Raw genomic sequence first — 17,479 nt, 5'->3', positions numbered from 1 at the left:
TGGTCGCGCTGACAGCGCGACCACCCCGGGGCCCGTTTGCTGGTCCCGAGGGGCCGGGGCGGTGCGGCCCGCCCGGGTGCCGGTGCCCGGCGGATGCTCTGGGCCCGGCCCGGGACTGCCAGCGTTGGGCGTACGCGGCCCGGGTCCGGTTGGGACGGTATCGGTTTTCAGTGTCGGCGCGGCACCGCGCCCGGCCGGTCGTTCAGTTGGCGGTGCCGGTTCGCCCCGACAGCCAATTCAGCACGGGGCCGACGGTGGTGTCGGTGTAGCCGTTCTGGTGGATACCCGAGGTCAGGTTGGCGAGTGCGTTGCGGGTGTCGGGGGTGGTGGTTGTAGTGAGGGTGTGGGCGAGTGTGGACAGGCGGGTGCCGCCGTCTCCGGTGAGGGTCGAGGCGGCGGTGGTGACGAGGTCGGCGGCGATGGGGCCGAGTCCGGTCACGGCGACTGCGGCCCCGGCGGGGTCGCCGGTGGTGAGTTTTTGTACTGCGTCCCAGGCGATCTCTTGGGCCTGGCCGATGTCGGTGGCGAGGCGTGCGATGTCGAGGTTGGCCAGGATGCTCACGATCTGCGCGGCGATGGCGGTCCAGCCCGATGTGTCGAGAGGCGCGGCGAGGGTGAGGGCACGGGCGACCAGGTGCAGATCGACCTCGGCGACCGCCTGGACCAGAGGCGCGAACTGATTGTTGAGGTCGCCCGAGACCTGGTGCAAGGCGGGGATGTTGCCGGTGACGATCAAGCCCGGCAGTTGGACGAGGTCGTTGCCGATCGCGGGGAGGTTGGCGGCGAACTCGGCGAGTCCGGACAGGACGGTAGCCACTTGCTCGATGATCTGGGACGGATCGAGACCGCCGATCGCGCCCGGCGCGGTCGGGTTCGAGTCGGGGCTCGTGGGCCAACTGGTCGTCGGCTCCGGTGTCGTGCTGGGGAACACCAGCGTGCTCGGCGTGGTGGTGGGTGTGGTGTCGGTGCCGGAGACGGCGCGTCCGAGAGCGGTGAGTACGGGGTCAGTGTCCGGGGAGGCCGAGCAGTAGAGGTCGTCGCGGGCGCAGACGGTGCGGACTCGGTCGTGGAGTTCGCCGAAGTCCTGTGCGCGAGGCCCTTCCACACCTTGCCCGCCGGCCGGCTCGCCCAGCTGGGGAGTCGAGGATCCGCGTCGAGGGTCACCGAGGAGTCCGACCGCGAGGACTCGCGATGCCGGCACGGGACCTTCCCCGTGCCCGATGCGAGTCGCGAGGTCCCCGGCGATCTGCGCGCCGTCGGAGTAGCCGAGCACGATCACCCGTGTGGTCGGGCATAGCGACGACAGCAGCGAGGCGAGCGCGTCGTGCCCGGGGTTGCCCGAGGCGTCCGGCGTCGGGGAGGTCGGCGGCGAGTCCGGCACCGTACGCACGGCGAGGTCGCTGCCGTAGCGGGCCTGCAGGTTTCGAGCGACCGGGTCCAGCACCGACGAGGGCGCACCCGACGCCGACGCCGTGTCGGTGTCGGTGTCGAGGTGTGTGTCGCGTGCGCCCGGTACGAGGACGGCGGTGACCTTCGCGCAGCCGGGCTGCTGCGGGGCGGCCACAGCGGCAACGGGGACCATGCACACGCTGGCGGCCAGCACTGTGGCCGCGCACAGCACCGCAGCGGCCAGCCGCCGCACCACCGGGCGCGGCCGTAAGCGGGTAGTGCGTCGCGCGGCGGGGGTTGGTGTTGCGATCATGGGGGCCTCCCGAGGTAGGGCGAGTGACGGGACAGCGGCAAGCGCCGTTGGCGTTTCCGCTGTCCGAGGACTCACGCTCGGGGGCGTGGAATGGACATCCGGGATCCGGCGGAATTCCCGGCCAGGGCGGGGCGGTGCCCGTGGTGGCGTCCATGGGCAGCGGCGCGCGACGCGCTGCCGGTGGCGCGGGCGGGGTGCGGGTGTGGATATGGCCGGGCCCCGGCGTCGGTATTCGTTGCCGGGGCCCGGGTTACGCGGTGGTGTTCGCGCGGGTGCTGTTCGTCTATGTGTGGGCGGTGATCATTGTTCGTACACGGCGTTCGCGGCGGCGGACGGGTTGTCGAACACCCGGCCGTCGGGCAGCATGAGCCCGCCGGTGCCGGTCACGATTGCGCTGGTGTCGGTGTCGGCCATGTTCAGCGTGGCCCCGACGTTCAAACCGCCCGAGTTGACGAGATCGCGCACGGTCCACCGGTCCGTGACGCGGGGAAATGGGAACGGGTCGTCGAAGTCGTAGTCGATCTGCCAGAGGTCAGCGCATTCGGCGCAGATCGTCTCGCCCTTGCGGTGTGAGCACTCGGCGGGTGGCACGACGGTGAAGGTGTGTTCGCGGATACGGGTGACTCTTTCGCCGGTGGCGAATCGGGTGTAGGACTCGTCCAGTCGGGCGGTCAGTTGCTCGTACACGAGGCGTCTCCTGCGGTAGTTTCGGAAACGTCACGGCCCAGGCGGATAGAGGCCGCCTGGGCCGTGACGCCTTCAGGGGTGGCGGTGCTATGCGGTGGTGGCGTGCGCCCAGTCCAGGGGCAGCCGCCCCCCGCCGCTCAGGTGGCCGTCCAGAACGGTGGCGAGGGCGACCGCGTCGCGGTAGAGCGCGGCCAGCCGCTCGCGGTGCCCGTCGTCGGAATCGGCGGCGTGGCCGTCGATTTCGGCGTCGATCTCACTGTGCCGCAGCCGCAGCCGCCGCAGCAGGTCGTCGGGATCGTCGGCGCGGACCGGACCGGCCAGCGCCGCCGGGGCCGGGGCTATGCCCACGTTGCGCGCGTAGCGGTATGCCTCGATGATCGCGGCGGTGCGCTGCCAGGGCGCGTGGAGGGCGGGGAATGGCCGAGCCTGTCCCGTGGGCCGGTGCACGCAGTGGCTGATGTAGACGTCGCGGCGGTATCCGTGGCTGCCGTCGCCGTCGCCGGGGTGGACGGTCACCGCGAACCGGTGCGCGCCCATATCGACTACAACCGTTGCCACACCGTCGTTTTCGGACCAGTGGTGCGGCAATGCGGTGGCGGCGAGCGCGAACACTTGGACAGCGACGGCGGTGTATGCCTCGTCGGCCGGGACGGGACCGTGCACGGCCATGCGGGCCCCCGTGTGCGGTTCGTGGACGTGGTCGGCCCAGCTGTCGCACCGCCAGCATGTGCGGCGGGGCGAATTGCCCAGCTGGCCGAGATCTTCCAGCTCGTTGTCCAGTTCCAGCGCGCGGGACAGATTCCGGGCGTCGGCGGCCCGGTCACGGGCCGCGCGCAACTGCGCGATCGGCTCGATGTAGGCGTGAGTCGTCATGGCATGTTCCTTAATTCGGTTGTGCGGGTGAATTTTTCGAACCGGTGCCGCCACCGGCCCGGACGCGCCGGGCCCGTGGCGGATGCTGGGCTTTAGGCGTCCGCTGCCAGCGCCCACCGTTTCGGGGCGTCGCAGGTGCGGACGGTGACCCCGTCGGCGGTGAGCTTCTCCAGCGCGTTGTTGATCGCGCCGCTCGACAGCGTGCGAGGGGCGTGGATCTCATCGAGGGCGTTCTTGACGGCCGTCGGGCTGACCGACTTGCCGGGGTTGTCGCGCATGAAGTCCTCGACCATGCCCCGCAATCCGCCCGAGGGCAGTTTCTCCAGCGGGGCCTCTCCGTTGCCGGTGTCGGCCGGGGCGGCCTTGCGGCTCTTGCGGGCGGCGGCGGGTTTCTTGGCGGGGGCTGCTGGCGCGGCCGGGGCGGCGGTGGCCGCTTTCTTGGTGGCGCGCGGGGCCCGCTCGGTCCGGCCCGCCCGTTTCGCGGGTGCTGGGGTGGCCAGCGTCCACCGGTGGGCCCCGTTGGGCTTGTCGGGGTCGGTGATGCGCGTGGCGGTGCCGTCGTCGGCCATCCGGCCGAGAATGTTGCGGGCGGTGGACACGCTCATTCCGGCGGTGAACGCCAGCGCGCTGGCGGTGGCACCGGGGTCGGCGGCCAGCGCCGCGCGCAGCGCGGCCACGTTGGGGTCGGTGTTCGGTCGTGCGTTTTTGGACATGACATCTCCGTCGTGAATCGGGTAATTCCCAGTGGATGGGTTGCCATGCCCCGGCCGGGGCGGTCACCCGCAATTCCGTGGAATTGCGAATAACCACCTATATCAACGCTCGACACCCGCATGAATGTCAAGCCGGACACTGAAACAAACGGTCACGCCGCGTTTTCCTGCCGCCATCCGGGCGCACTGGAATTCCCGAAACGGGCGAATTATGGGCCGCGAAATCGGAACCCGCCACCGCGACGATTACCACCGCCACGGCCGACGATTCGCACGTACGCGGCAGGGCAGAGACCGCCGGAACAACCCGAGTCTCTGTGTGGTGAGTGCATTGCGCGGCCGGTACGTGGTTGACGAGACCGCTTCTCGGCCGAGAATGGCGAGTTATTTTATGTGCGGTGCGTCAGGTGCCTCGTGAATTGCTTTCGGTGCGGGGGTATACGCGAGTCGCGGAGAGAAAGTCGTCGCCTGAGTATCGGTAATTCTCGATTTTGACTCGCTGTCCGAAGTCGGGAGCGTCGATCATTTGATTGTTTCCCAAATAGAGGGCGACGTGGTGGATGCCGTCTTTTGCGTTGGCGTAGAAGAGGAGGTCGCCGGGGCGGATCTGGTCGGCGGAGACGGGTGTCGTGGCGTGGTATTGCTCGGCGGCGGTGCGCGGCAACGCGATTCCGGCGGCGGCGTAGGCGGCCTGGGTTAGCCCGGAGCAGTCCCAGCCGCCGGAGGCTTGCGGCCCGTTGCCTCCCCACACATACGGCTGCCCCAACTGAGCGCACGCGAACGCGAGCACCGTGGCCGCGGTGGGGTCGGTACCGGACAGGTGCTCGCAGTCCCCCGATCCCGGTGGTGCGGGCGGGGTGGCGGCGCGGTAGCGGTCGGCTTGGTCGAGGACATCGCGCACGTACCAGTCGGCGTGGTTGTAGGCGAAGATCGCCGCGTGCACGTCACCGTGGTCGGCGCCGGAGTCGCACAGGTAGAACGCGGAGGCGTGGATGGCGTCGGAGGCGTTGTAGCGCGAGGGTGGGCTCGCGCCGCCTGCGGGCAGGTGGTGGCGTGCGGTGACCGAGTCGAAGGTGGAGGCCAGGAATTGCATGGGTCCGGCGGCGCCCGCGCTGTTTTCGCCCTCGGTGACTCCGGGCAGCTGGCTGCGGCCGTGGTCGGTTTCGACCTTGCCGATGCCGGCGAGGATCGTCCAGTCGAGTCCGGGACAGTCCGAGGCCGCCTCGCGGTAGAGGACGAGCTTGTCGGGCGGGATATCGGCGACCGCATCCGGACTGGGGGCAGGCTGCTCTCCGGTCGCGTCTGGTGTGTTGATGCTCGCGCGCGGGTAAGCGTCCTCGACCGCGACGACGGTGACGGTGAACGCGCCGACCGTCACCACGGTCAGCAGTGCGGCGGCCCCGGCCGCCGCCCCGAACATCACCGCGTCTCCTGCTCGGGCGGGCGCGGCGGAGGCGCGGCGATCACCACTCGCTGGTCGGCCGCCGTGGCTTCGCTATGGCTGGCCGTGGTGAGGCGTAGCCGGGGCCAGGCGGAGGCCAGGGCTGTCACGGTGATCCGAGGTCGTGGCCGGGCCGGGGCCGGGTGCAGTGGCAGCCACACGGGCCCCGCCGGGCCCATGCCCGGCTGGTGGTCGGCGGCGGCGGTGGCGATCGAGACGGTGTCGGGGTGTTCGAGTCCGGCGGCGGTGGCGGCCAGCGCGGTGCGGGCGGTGGCTTCGCGTTGGCTGGTGGGTAGCCAGACCAGTAGCGGGGTGGTGAGTCCGGTGGCGGCGGCGAGGTTGGCGTACCCGCCGAGTTTCCGGGTTACCTGGGTGAGTGATTCGGTGCCGCAGTCGTATTCGAGAAAGAACTCGATCCCGACCGGCCCCGACGCGGTGGGGGTGAGGCGGCCGTATCCGTCGGGGCGGGCGAGGTCTCCCCACAATCGCGCGCAGCGGGTGGGCGACCACCAGGTGGTGAGTGTGGCGGGGAGGTGTGGGTCGGTGGCGAGGGTGGTGAACCAGTCGGCGACGCCGATGTCGTGGTCGAGGCGGAGGCTGTAGGCCATGGAGAGGGCGCGGTCGTGGCGCCAGCGCAGCTCGCGCGGGTCCAGGCCGTGCTCGGCGGCTAGTACCGCGGCCCCGGCGGGGGCGAGGGTCCAGTGCCAGGGCGCGGTGCCGACGGGGCGGTGGGGCCGGAACCGGTCGATCACCCCGGCCTCGTGCAACTTGAGCAGGCGGCGGGTCGCGCGGCGGACGGCAGGAAAGGCGAGGGCGCTGATCTGGGTGGTGGTCAGGACCCGATGCTCGTACAGCATCGCCAGCAGCCACCGGTCTCGCGGGGTGAGGATGCCGGCCAGACTCGCCCGCCCGGCCAGCACCGGCACCGCCGACCGCGACGGTTCACCGGGCGAGGCAGCAGGAGACGGTGCGGCGGTTCGGGAACGGTGAGCGCGGGACATCGAACCTCCAATCGACCCGGCACACCGGCGAAGTCAGGCCAGGCGAGCCGGAAGGTGTTGTGCTGCTCGTGGTTCAGCGGCGGCGTGGATCGCGCCGGGACACCCGGGGCGCGGGAGCCTTCAGCCGAGGTGTGGGACTCGCTGCTGGCGCGGGACGTGGGACGGGTGTGGTGCGGGCAGCGGCGCGGACGCGGCGGGCCCGTCCGGGGATGGGTGGCGGCAGTGGTTCGGTGGCGACGGTGCACGGCGCGGTGTTCTGCCCGTTCACCACGAGGCGGGCGGCGGCGTGGTAGGCGTCGAGGTGGGCCAGATCGTGGTCCGACAGCTGCGGAAGCGTATGCCGCGCAAGGTCGCGGGAGTCCTCGGGAGAGACGGCGAAATAGATCTTGTTGCGGGCATTGGTCGAAATCGCCTCGCGCAGTGTGGGAGTGAGCTGGCCGAGGTTCTGATGTGCCAGCACCATCGACAGTTTCAGGGCGCGGGCCTCGGCGAGCATGTCTTCCACAGGTGTGGATGAATGCAGGAAATTGTGGAATTCGTCGAGATACAGGGCCGCATCGCGGCGCTCGGTGGCGGGGGTGGCGGCGCGGGCGGTGGCGACTTGCCAGGTCCGCGCGACCAGCAGCGCCCCGAGCAAGCGGGTGGTGTCCTCCCCGAGGCGGCCCTTGGGTAGCCGCGCCAGCACAAGACCACCGTGATCAAGCGCGGCAGTGAGGTCGACGGTAGCGGGACCGCCCGCGAGAGCAGTCTTGACGAACGGCCGCAACAGTAGCTGGCGGAGTTTGTTGAGCAGCGGTGCGGTGAGCTGGACGCGCCCGGACTCACCGAGCGCGTCGAAAGCGCGCCAGAAACGTTGCACTTCAGGCTTTTTCACCGAGGCGACGAGCCTGGCGCGGTAGGTGTCGTCGGCGAGGATGCGCTCTATGTCGGCGAGGGTGGCCGGGCGCGGCTGGGTGCACACGGTGTAGAGGCTGTTGCGGAACACATCGTCGGTGCGCGGGCCCCAGAACTGGTGATAGATGCGCGCGAACACGGTCCCGATGTTGTCCACGACCAGATCGAGGTCCCCGCCGAACGTGGTCAGATCCAGCGGGTTGATACACGGTGGTGGGCTCGCGGAATCGGCGTCGAACAACACCACCCGGTCACCGGCGTCTTCCGGCAGGCGGGTCAAGACGTCGGTGACGAGGTCGCCTTTGGGGTCGATCAGGACCAGTCCGCGACCTGCGTCGGCGTCGGCGAGGATCATCCGGCCCAGCAGCGTCGATTTACCCGTCCCGGTCGGGCCGAGGACATGGACATGATGGCGGGCATCGGACACCCGCATCGCGACCTGTTTGCCGGTGACGGCGTCGGCGCGGCCGAGGGGTTTGGTGCCGGATCCGCCGGAGGCGATGACTTCACTGGGCGCGAGCGCGCGGGCTCCGGCGCGGTGGATCTCGGCGATCCCCGCGTCGAGGGGCAGGTGCGCGATCACCGCGAGCTCGGGGCACGACAGTCGATCGCCACGCCGCAGCCGCCGCCACGACAGAGTTTGGCGCAGGCGGAGGCTGCGGCGGCGATGGTAGTGGTTGTGCCCGGAGGCCCCCGACAGAAACGAGGACACCGCGTGCGCGCGACCGCGCACTCTCGCCGCCACTTGTGACCGAGTGCTGCGGTCGGCATCGACCGGGACGGAGGCGGTGACCGCGTAGCGCACGACGGTGGCCCACTGGGTGGCGAGTGCCTTGTCGGCGGCGGCGCGATCCTGGGCAGACTGCTCCAGGCTCACCTGCCGATCCCGATACCCGCCCCGCACACTGGTACGACCCACCGGTCCGCCGACGGGACGCGCTGGGCCGCGCGTGAACAGCCCGAGGAACTCGCGGGCGAGTTCCAGCAGGAAACCCGCGAAACCTGTTGACACGCCCGTATTTCCGGTGTGGCGTGCGGGGCGGGTGGTGGTCGGGCGGGCGAGGACTTGCACGCAGGCGGTGGTGCGGGGCTCCATCGCTGAGGCGGCGTTGATCAGCGCGGCGGCGGGGTCGCCGGGAGCGTTGGTGCGGATCGGCCAGCGCGCGGCGCGACCGAGCCGCAGCTCACCCCCGGACAGCACACTGCGGTGCCCCGCCGGGGTCAGCGGTAGTGGCGGCGTGGCGGGCTGGGTGTGGGTGCGGGCACCGCGCCAGGCGACGGTGACCGCGTTCTCGATCAGGTGCGGCGGAACGCCGCCTGGCACCCACAGTCGGATGATCGCGCCCTCGTCGGGGGCGATGTGGTATTCGAATCCGAGCAGGTGCTGCCCGCCCCCCAGTCGCTGCCATCGGGTGCGGGCGAGCGCGCCGTGCATGTGCTCCCAGAACATTTGGGCGCTATCGGGCTGCACCTGGGGCGGGACCATGATCTCGACCTGCCGCGCCCCGTCGGCCCACCGCCGCTCGCGGCGGCGGCGCACCCACTCGGCGAGGGCCACGACGGCAGTGACCGCTGCGACGATGGTGAGGGCGGCCGAGACCGCGTGGTGTTCGGCGAGGGTGATCAGGTGGGGCAGGTGCGGGCCGTGGTCGGTGAGTAGCCTGCCGATCAGCCCGCCGGTGCCGTCGGACGTGTCGGGAGTGGTCTGGCTGTACAGGTCGGTGTGCATCAGGGGGCTCCCTTGTCTGCCTCGTCCGGGCCGAGGTCGCGTGCGGGGTCGGGGCCGGCGTACGCGTCACCGGCGCCGGGATCGAACTCGTCGGGGCCGAGGTCGATCTCGGTGCCGACGGTGTCGGGGGCGACGTCGTCGTAGCCGGTCTCGTCGGTGTCGTAGAGGTCGTATTCGGGGGAGGTGGTGGCGAGCTGGTGCTCTGCGGCCGAGGCGACTGCGGCGAACACGGTGCGCTGGTGGACGCCGGTGCAGATGAGTCCTTGGCCGCGGTCGGCGGCCAACAGGAAACGACGCTCGCCCTCCGACAGCGCGAAGGCATCGCCGACCTGGTCGATGGCCTGCGGAGCCTGGCGCAACAGGACTTGAGTAGCGCTGTTGGCGACGATGGCCTTTCCGAGGTCGGTGGCCAGTACATCGGCGGCGTCCTGGGTGGCCACCGTCAACCCGGCGAAGTATTTGCGCGCCGATTTCGCCAGCCGGGCCAGGAACTCGGCCCCGGCGCGCTGGCGCATCAGCAGCCATGCCTCATCGACCACCACCGAGCGCGGACGGCGCAGGCCCGGGTCGCTGACGCGGCGCCAGGTCGCGTCCAGCGCCAGCAGGGTGCCGATGGTGCGCAATTCCTCGGGCAGGTCCCGCAGCGAGTACACCGTCAACGCACCCGAGGGATCATGGCTGCTCGCCCCGTCGAGCAGCCCCGCGAACGCACCCGAGTCGACGTAGGGGGCCAGCCCGGCGGCCAGGTCGTCGGCGACGGGGCCTCCGGTAGCGGCGAGCTGGTCGCGCAACAGGTTCAATGTCGGCGCGGGTCGTGTCCAGGTGGCGGGGTCGTCGGTGATCCCGGCAGCGGCGTAGGTGGCGGTGACGGCCGTGTCGAGGGCCGCGCGCTGCGCGGGAGTCTGCTCACCGAGCAAGACCGCGATCACGGTGTGCAAGTACAGCTTTCGCCGGGTCAGCGCATCGGCCGGAGCGGTACGGTGCCCGGACGGGCCGTAGTGGATATCGAGGTCGAACGGGTTGAGGCAGACTCCGGGCGCGCCGAGGCGGATGTGGGTGCCGCCGAGCGCGTCGCACAGGACGGCGTATTCGTCTTCGGGGTCGATGACGAGGGTTTCGATGCCTCGATACAGCGACCGCAGGATCGAGGTTTTCGCCAGGTAGGACTTGCCGGATCCGGATCGGCCGAGGATGACTTCGTTGTGGTTGTGCATGGCGGGCCCGAATCGGTCGTGGAACAGCAGTCCGGCTGCGCCGTCGCGCCCGTAGAGCGCACCGGCCGGGGTGAGCGAGACCGGGTCGGCGGGCGGGAGCTGCGCGGAGGCGAACGGCACGGCGGCGGCCAGCGCGTGGGAGTCGAAGGTGCGATGCACCCGGACCGGGTCCAGGCCCAGCGGCAACGTGGCCGTCCAGCCCTGCACGGCGCGATAGCTGGTCGGGCAGGTATCGATCAGCAGACTCGCGGCCAGGGTCCGCAACGCGCTCACCTGCGCGGCGAGGTCGTCTTCGTTGCTGGCGTGCACGGTGAGATACAGCCCGGCCCGGAACAGCCGCGACTCCCCGCGCGCGAGTTGCGCCGAGAGTGCGGCGGCGTCTTCGGCGGCCACGTCGACGGCTGGATCGCCGACGCGGCCGTTCACTGCCGCCGAGGCTTGGCTGGATTCCAGGCGCGCGAGCTGGCGGCGCAATCGGAGTGCCGCCAGGCGGGGGTCGATCGGCTCGATGTGCAAGGCGATGTCAACCCGGCCGCCGAACGCCGCGAGTGGGGCGAGCCAGCCTGGGCTGACTTCGCGTGGGTATCCGGTGACCGCGATCGTGGCGATGAAATCCGACCCGACCTGGAGATGGCGGGCACCGATCGTCAACGACTCGGGCGCGAACTGCACCCTCGCACCCCGGCGCCCGGCGCGAGAGCCGAAGAGGCGACGGCCCCCGCGGGGAGTCTCGGTCTCGTCCTCGTCGTCGGCGGTGAGAGTCGCATCGAAGTGCATGCCGGCGTACTCGCTGGCTCCGGTGGTGATGATCTCGGTGGGGCCGGCTGCCTCGGCCGCGCCGAAGGGCACGAGGTTGGCGGGATTGGCGCAGCTGGTCAGGATCGCTGTCGCCGCGTCCTCGTCGAGGGCCCGCACCCCGATCCCCAAGGGGGCGAGCATGTCGGTGGCGTCGGTGACGCGCGCGGCGAGGCGGGTTTGCGCGGCGTGGCGGGCGTGGGCGGCGATGCGGCGTTCGTCGCGGCCCCGCGCGGTGAGCCCGCCCAGAACAGAGGCGGCGAGCCGGGTGACGGGGTCGAGGGGTTCACGCCAGATCAGCAGGACCTGCCGTTGCGCGGCAGTGTCGTCGTCGGCCAGCTCGGCGAGATGGCGGGCGTGGTCGCGCGCGTAGTCGGCCAGCTCCGGCGACATCTCCTGCGCGGCCAGCCGCAGGTCGCTGATACGACCGGTCACGTCCTGGCGCACCGACCGCAACAGAATCTGGACGCCCCCGGACAGGCTCTGCAAATAGTTGCCCAGCGCGGCGACCAGACCCGCCTGCTCGCCAGGTGTGCGCAGGGCGAGGTTGATGGTGGTCGCGGCGGCGATCACCGCGATCCCCTCCTCACCCAGATCGACCACACCCAGCCCCCCACTACCGGCACTGATGGATCGCGGTAGTGCAGTGGTGTCGCAAGTGATCGGGTGCGCGGCCGGTGGGAGTGGCCCGTGCGCACGATCGGTCAGCCATCGCGGTGGCGTCCCGTTGTGTTCGTCGCCGGGGTGGGCGGCGATCAGGTGGCGGTCGCGCCCGAGGTGACGCAGGGCGGCCAGCAGCAGCTGGTCGCCGGACAGGCCGTCGCGGGTGGTGAGCACGATCGCGGTCGCCACAGCGGCGATCGGGGCAGCGAAACCGGCGAACAGGGTGATCGGCACGAGAGCGCGGGTGGCGGCCCACGCCAGCAGCAGCACGAGCCCGGTCCCGGCGAGCAGACCCAGCTGGCGGGCGGTGAAGGGGCCGACGATCCGGTCGGGCCGCTCCACGTCGGAGGGGATGCGGTAGGAGTTCATCGAGAAGCACCTCCGGTGTCAGGTCGCCGTCGACGACGCACGGGTAGATCGGGCAAAGGCAGATGCAGCTGCCGCCCCGCCGGGCGCGGTGCGGGCGGCGCGATCCACACCGGAGCGGGCGTCGGCGCCGCACGCCGGACTCGCCTGACGTCGAGGGGCAGCACGTACTGGCCCTGGACAGTGGCCTTCGGGCGCGCGTACGGGTCAGCGGGCCGCGCCGCAGACACGGCGGGGGCGGGTTGTGCGGCCGGGAACCGCAACGCCAGCTGGCGACCTTTCGGAGCCCGCTTCGACCCCGGCGGAGTCGATGCCGCCGTGCCCGCTGTTCGCGCCGGAGTCGTGCCGACGCCCATGGCACTCGCGCCGGGAGGATGGCGGCCAGCGGGCGGCTTCGTGACCGGGCTGGCGTAGAACAGGGCGTACTGTCCGTCCGGGCGGGGCGCTTCCCGTGGTAGCGGCGGGCTCGGCGTGGTCAGGTCCAGCCTCAACTGGCGACCCATGTCCGGCGATGGGGAGGCGGGCACTGCGTGACCGGCGGTCTGTGTCGCGGGTTTCGGTTTCGGATTGGTGCGTTTGAGTCCCGGCAACGGCAGCAGCATCTGCCCGTCTGCGGCGGTCTCCACCTTCGAATAGGGGTCGGCGAGCTTTCCGGCTGCCTTCGTCCGGGCGGCGGGCCGGGGTGGCGTCGAGGTTTTCGATGCGCCGCGCAGCATGCCGAAGGTTTTGTAGGTGAGGTAGCTGCGGACCATGCCACCGACCAGGGAGCGGCCGGATCCGATCCGCATGGCCGAGAGCATCCAGAACGGGACCTTGGCCAGGATGCCGACGAGTGCGATCGAGACGATCAGGTTGATCAGCCCGCCATTGGAACTGCTGCCGTTCAATTTCCAGCCGTCGGGAGACAGGAACACACGGGTGGCGGTGATCAGGGCGAGGCTTTGGATGACCTGGATCGCCAGGCACGCGGCGATCGAGCGCCACCACCAGCGGGCGATCGGCTCGGTGATCGGCAGCGCGTGGCACATCAACGCCAGCGGTGCGGCCACGATCAGCACGATCGTGACCACGACCCGGATCACGTACCCGAGCAGCAACGCCACCAGACCCACCACCAGCACGAGCCCGAGTAGCAACCCGAACATGCCGAGGGTGCCGACCATCTCCGGGGAGGTCACCAGCTGCCGCAGCGCCTGCCCGGCCGAGTCGGGATCGACCCCGTTCCCCGCGACGGCCGCCGACAAGGCGTTGGCGGCGCGGACGGCGAGGGTGAGCAGCGGGAAGCTCAAGGCGGCGGCGATCATGCCGAGGATGAGGCCGGGCGCGATCTCGCGTGCGGACCAGCGTGACTGCAGCGTCTGATATGACATCACCAGCACTCCGGCGGCCATGATCAGCAGCCCGTACACGGTGAGAGTGATCTGCCACGACGAACTCCACAACTGCCCGACCCGGGGCAGGCTCGCCGGGTCCGGTGTCGCCAGCAGCGTGGTCGACAACAGCTCCAGCAGCGGGTTCAGCGCCGAGGACACCAGATTGCGGAAGAACCCGTCCATCGCCTCGACCACGCAGCCACTGATGTGGTCGATCCCGCAATCGGGTTCCGGCGCAGCAGGGCGGTGCTCGCCGTGTCGGCTGTCGGGTGGTTGCTGCGGTACACACCCGGCCGGATCCGTGCACATTCCCGCCGGAACCGGAGCCGTCGCCGGGGGCGGCGAGGTCATGGGAGACACCGGTCCCGGCACCACCGAGGCAGCCGGCGGGCTCTGGACGGGGACCGAGGGGCTCGTGGTCACCGGCGACGAAGGTGAAGGGACGGGCGGGGCCGCCCACACCGGACCGGCAGCGATACCGACAACGACGCTGATGCTCAGCGCCAGCAGGCTGCCTCGCCGCAGCCATCGCGGTGGGCCGTTGCGCGAGGGGTGCGTGGGGAGGTCGATGGTCATGTCAGCCACCCACCAGCGACTTGAGAACATTCACCACGACCGGGGCGAGGATGGCCAAGGCGTAGCCGATCATCGCCGAGCGCACGGCGGACTTGGCTCGCTCGACCTCGCCGGCGTCGCCGCCCGAGAGCACGTACCGGACTCCGCCGACGGTGAGATAGGTGGTCGCGATCGTGGCCAGAATCGCGACCAGCCAATTGCGGAGGCGGTCGCACACCTCGTTGAGCGACCCGGCCATCGCCAACACGACCGGCGTGGCCCTGGCCGGGGCCGCCGCTGCGCACACCAGGATGGTCACGGCGCAGGCCGCGAGGGCAACGGTCACCGCCAGACGACGAGAGCTGCGGGGCCGCCGCGATGCAGTGCTCGGTCGTGCGGGGATGGGAGGTGGAGTGATCATGCGCATCGGCGTTGCTCCTCGTGCGATGGGTGCGCCGCGGTAGGGGCGGACTTCGGCAGTGGGAGGACTCGCGCCGCCGACCCGGTTTTGGACATTCGCGCCGGAGCCGGTCGCCGCGTGGCGGTGTGGGTGAGGGTGTCGAGGGCGGCGGTCTCGACCCGGGTGGAGACCTGGGTGTCGGCGATGCGTTCGCGCAGCCACGCCGCGAGCCGGTGCTCGGCGCGGCGGCGGCGTTTGGCCAGCCCGTCGTAATTGATTCCGGTCTCGGCGGCGATGGTCTTGAGTCGCCGCGGATGCAGGCGGGTGTCGATGATCAATCCCGCGTCGGCGGCGGTGAGCACGCCCTCCTCGACGGCCAGCGCCAGCAACAGCTCCGGGTGCCCCTGCGGCGAACTCACCGCCTTTCCGTCGCGGGAGTGACCGCTGTCGGGCAGCCAGTCGATCGGGGTCGGCGCGGCCATACGTTCACGCACCGGTGGGCAGGCGCGGTGGAAGGTGGCCCACCGCAGCCGGTAGGCCACATTCGGGCGCGCCACATCAAGGCACGCCACTGCGTCGAGGAACGCGACGAGCACCATCGCCTCGGTGTCGGCGCGATAGGCCCAGTGCCCGCACAGCTTGGCGGTGATCGCGCTCAGCATCGGCAACGCGGCACCCGCACACACCAGCACCGCCGTCTCGTCGCGGGTGCGGGCCGCCTCGATCAGCCGCACCCACACCGCGTCGACCTCCTCGGCGGGGACCTGAGAGTTCAGTAGGGTGGCGAGGCGATTCGCGTTCAGCCGGTCCCAGCCCGGCGGCAGGCCCGGTACCCGGTAATCGGTGAGCCCGGCGAATCGCTGGCGGATCAGCGCCAGCGGCGTCGCTTCCCGGTGGGCGGGGATTCGCGCATTCGGCATCGTGGTGCTCCCGTCTCGGCGAAAAAGAAATCGACGAGGCAAGGAAAGAAGGCGATATCCACACAGCGATGACAGGAATACGTCACCGCGAATTCACGCCAACCTCGAGGCGGATTCACCACCGAATACACGCACGCGAAGACCTCAGCTAGACACCGCCGACTCACATGCTCGGCAAGCGCATGAAATAGCGCTCTACCTGCGATGTGGCGTCCGTGTGGCGCTCGTGTGGCGCTGCCGCACCGAGGCCGCACCGACCGACCGCGCAGCCAGGAAATAGTTTGTCGGCCCGATTATCAGATCGTCTTTCCCGGCGTTTATTCATGCTGTGGCGGGGTGTAGCGAGGCGGGTTACACGAATGAATCTTTGTCAGTGGATGTCCAGAAGCCGGTCTTGGGGCGGAGTCCCTTTCGCAGACCCACCCGCCAACCGGAAACGAGGTATCCCGCATGACCACACGCACACCCGCCGCCAAGCCTCGGCGCGGCGCCGCTCCCGGATCAATCCCCTCGACCTTGTGGGCGTGCGGGCCCGCGCCGATCGAGGTGGCCGACTCCTGGCCCCCGCGCGTGCTCACCCGCGCGCTCCTCGAATACAGCGCCCCCGGCGAGCGCGTCCTGCTCATGCCCGCCACTGCCGACGCCGAGCGTGTGGTCGTCGATCTGGACCGCGTTCCGGCCTCGGCGCTCGGCGGCTCTCAGGTCGCCGACACCGACCTGATGGTCGCCACCACCCTGGCGCCGAACACCGCAGCGCTGAGTCCGTGGGCGGTTGCCGAGGAGGCTGCGTCGCGGCTGCGGGCCGGAGGACTGCTCGTGGTCCTGGCCCGCTGCCACCGCGACCCCGACGGCACCTTCCACGACCCGTCCGGCGAGCTGGTCACCGCGGCCCAGAACGCCGACCTGCTGTATCTGCAACATCTCGTCGCCGTCGGCGTTCACGGCACCGACATCGCCGCCCCCCGCCCCGACGACTCGGGTGCCTCTGGCGATCACGGCGACACCGGCCGATCCGGTGCGGTCTTCACCGACCCGTCCCACCTCGATGTCCTGGTGTTCCTGCAACCCCACGACCTCACCACCGCATGAGAACCACCACCACCGCACCGCATCCACCCGCCGCGCACGGCGGGCTGTCCCTCATTTCGAAAGGCGAACCGATGTCTGCTCCCGAAACCACGCCCAGCCAGACCGCGACCACCCGGCCAGCGCCGGTGTCGGTGTGGGCGACCGCGCAGACCAGCCCCGCCGCCCAGCGCGGGGACCGCTACACCCGCGAGTCGTCGGCGCACCCGGCAAAAATGCTGCCGAACATCGCCGCCGAGGCCATCACCCGCTACAGCAACCCCGGCGATCTGGTCACGGATCCCATGTGCGGCATCGGCACCACCCTCGTCGAGGCCGTCCATGCCGGCCGTCGTGGCGTGGGCGTCGAGTACGAGGACCGCTGGGCGGCCATCGCCCGCGACAACCTCGCTCTCACAGCGGAGTCCGGACACCCTCATGAGGCGGTCGTGTATTGCGGTGACGCCCGCAAGCTGGCGACCTTCCTGCCAGAGGAGTTGCGCGGCACCGTCGACCTGGTCCTCACCTCGCCCCCGTACGGGGACAGCGTCCACGGTCATGTGCGTACCGGGAACGGAATCCGCAAGGTCAATCACCGCTATGGCAACACCCTCGATCGCGGCAATCTCGCCAACATCGGCGTGCCTCGCCTGCTGACCGGATTCACCCGCATCCTCACCGCCGCCACCGGCTACCTCAAACCCGGCGGCCACGTCGTCGTCACAGCCCGCCCCTGGCGCCAGCACGCCGAACTGGTCGACCTGCCCTCACTGCTGACCCAGTGCGCTGCCACCGCCGGACTCGTGCCCGTCGACCGCGCCGTCGCGTTGCTGGGGCGGCTGACCGACAACGACATCGTCGCGCACTCGTCGTTCTTCCAACGCGACTTCGTCCTGAAAAACCGCGACGCGGGCCTACCCCTGGCCCTCATCGCCCACGAAGACGTCCTGGTCTTCCGCACCGCCGCGAACAGCTCAAGTTCATTGAACCTGAAGCGTTCTCAGCGCGAAGGGCATTCAGGGGACCTGGCGGCCTAGCGACAGAAGAGGGGCCGGGCCGGTGTCTTTACACCGGCCCCTCTTCACGTC

At 70.5% G+C, this 17,479-nt stretch carries 13 protein-coding genes; 2 read left to right on the top strand and 11 right to left on the bottom strand.

Translation table 11 applies throughout. The features are described 5' to 3' along the window. Nucleotides 1-202: 202 nt before the first annotated feature. The 11 genes from ACWDSJ_RS32835 to ACWDSJ_RS32785 form a co-directional block, all read right to left on the bottom strand. Entirely contained in the window at nt 203-1,702 is a 1,500-nt protein-coding gene (locus ACWDSJ_RS32835; protein WP_082976871.1) for a cutinase family protein, read from the bottom strand. Between the two features lie 300 nt (nt 1,703-2,002). Then, nucleotides 2,003-2,389, bottom strand: coding sequence for a hypothetical protein (locus tag ACWDSJ_RS32830; protein WP_064911060.1), 387 nt, complete (start codon nt 2,387-2,389; stop codon nt 2,003-2,005). A gap of 87 nt (nt 2,390-2,476) precedes the next feature. Beyond that, a complete protein-coding gene (locus tag ACWDSJ_RS32825; protein ID WP_064911059.1) occupies nt 2,477-3,262 on the bottom strand; it encodes a hypothetical protein in 786 nt (261 codons plus the stop codon). Between the two features lie 92 nt (nt 3,263-3,354). Beyond that, entirely contained in the window at nt 3,355-3,975 is a 621-nt protein-coding gene (locus ACWDSJ_RS32820; RefSeq protein WP_064911058.1) for a hypothetical protein, read from the bottom strand. Nucleotides 3,976-4,378: 403 nt separating this feature from the next. Next, entirely contained in the window at nt 4,379-5,395 is a 1,017-nt protein-coding gene (locus ACWDSJ_RS32815) for a C40 family peptidase (protein WP_064911057.1), read from the bottom strand. Next, nucleotides 5,395-6,417 carry a replication-relaxation family protein gene (locus ACWDSJ_RS32810; RefSeq protein WP_082976869.1) on the bottom strand — a complete coding sequence of 341 codons (1,023 nt, stop codon included), beginning with the start codon at nt 6,415-6,417 and terminating at the stop codon, nt 5,395-5,397. The genes ACWDSJ_RS32815 and ACWDSJ_RS32810 overlap by 1 nt, the downstream gene beginning before the upstream one ends. Nucleotides 6,418-6,490: 73 nt before the next feature. Further along, entirely contained in the window at nt 6,491-9,040 is a 2,550-nt protein-coding gene (locus tag ACWDSJ_RS32805; protein WP_064911055.1) for a type IV secretory system conjugative DNA transfer family protein, read from the bottom strand. After that, nucleotides 9,040-12,081, bottom strand: a complete 3,042-nt coding sequence (locus ACWDSJ_RS32800) for a PrgI family protein (RefSeq protein WP_082976868.1) — start codon at nt 12,079-12,081, stop codon at nt 9,040-9,042. The genes ACWDSJ_RS32805 and ACWDSJ_RS32800 overlap by 1 nt, the downstream gene beginning before the upstream one ends. Next, nucleotides 12,078-13,802 (bottom strand): hypothetical protein, encoded by a 1,725-nt coding sequence (locus ACWDSJ_RS32795; RefSeq protein ID WP_387368486.1) that lies wholly within the window; start codon nt 13,800-13,802, stop codon nt 12,078-12,080. The genes ACWDSJ_RS32800 and ACWDSJ_RS32795 overlap by 4 nt, the downstream gene beginning before the upstream one ends. Before the next feature lie 226 nt (nt 13,803-14,028). Beyond that, nucleotides 14,029-14,352 carry a pilin gene (locus ACWDSJ_RS32790; protein WP_197521940.1) on the bottom strand — a complete coding sequence of 108 codons (324 nt, stop codon included), beginning with the start codon at nt 14,350-14,352 and terminating at the stop codon, nt 14,029-14,031. A 71-nt stretch (nt 14,353-14,423) separates the two neighbouring features. Continuing rightward, nucleotides 14,424-15,326 (bottom strand): hypothetical protein, encoded by a 903-nt coding sequence (locus ACWDSJ_RS32785; protein ID WP_064911053.1) that lies wholly within the window; start codon nt 15,324-15,326, stop codon nt 14,424-14,426. Between the two features lie 450 nt (nt 15,327-15,776). Here ACWDSJ_RS32785 and ACWDSJ_RS32780 point away from each other — a divergent pair, with 450 nt between their 5' ends. After that, the gene (locus tag ACWDSJ_RS32780; RefSeq protein ID WP_064911052.1) at nt 15,777-16,415 is read left to right on the top strand and encodes a hypothetical protein; all 639 of its coding nucleotides are present in this window, start codon (nt 15,777-15,779) and stop codon (nt 16,413-16,415) included. 71 nt (nt 16,416-16,486) lie between these two features. Next, nucleotides 16,487-17,428: a TRM11 family SAM-dependent methyltransferase gene (locus ACWDSJ_RS32775; RefSeq protein WP_082976872.1), complete on the top strand. Its 942-nt coding sequence runs from the start codon at nt 16,487-16,489 to the stop codon at nt 17,426-17,428. Nucleotides 17,429-17,479 lie beyond the last annotated feature (51 nt).

This window comes from Nocardia sp. NPDC003482 (assembly GCF_053588115.1).
This window is presented reverse-complemented; position numbering and strand designations above follow the sequence as displayed.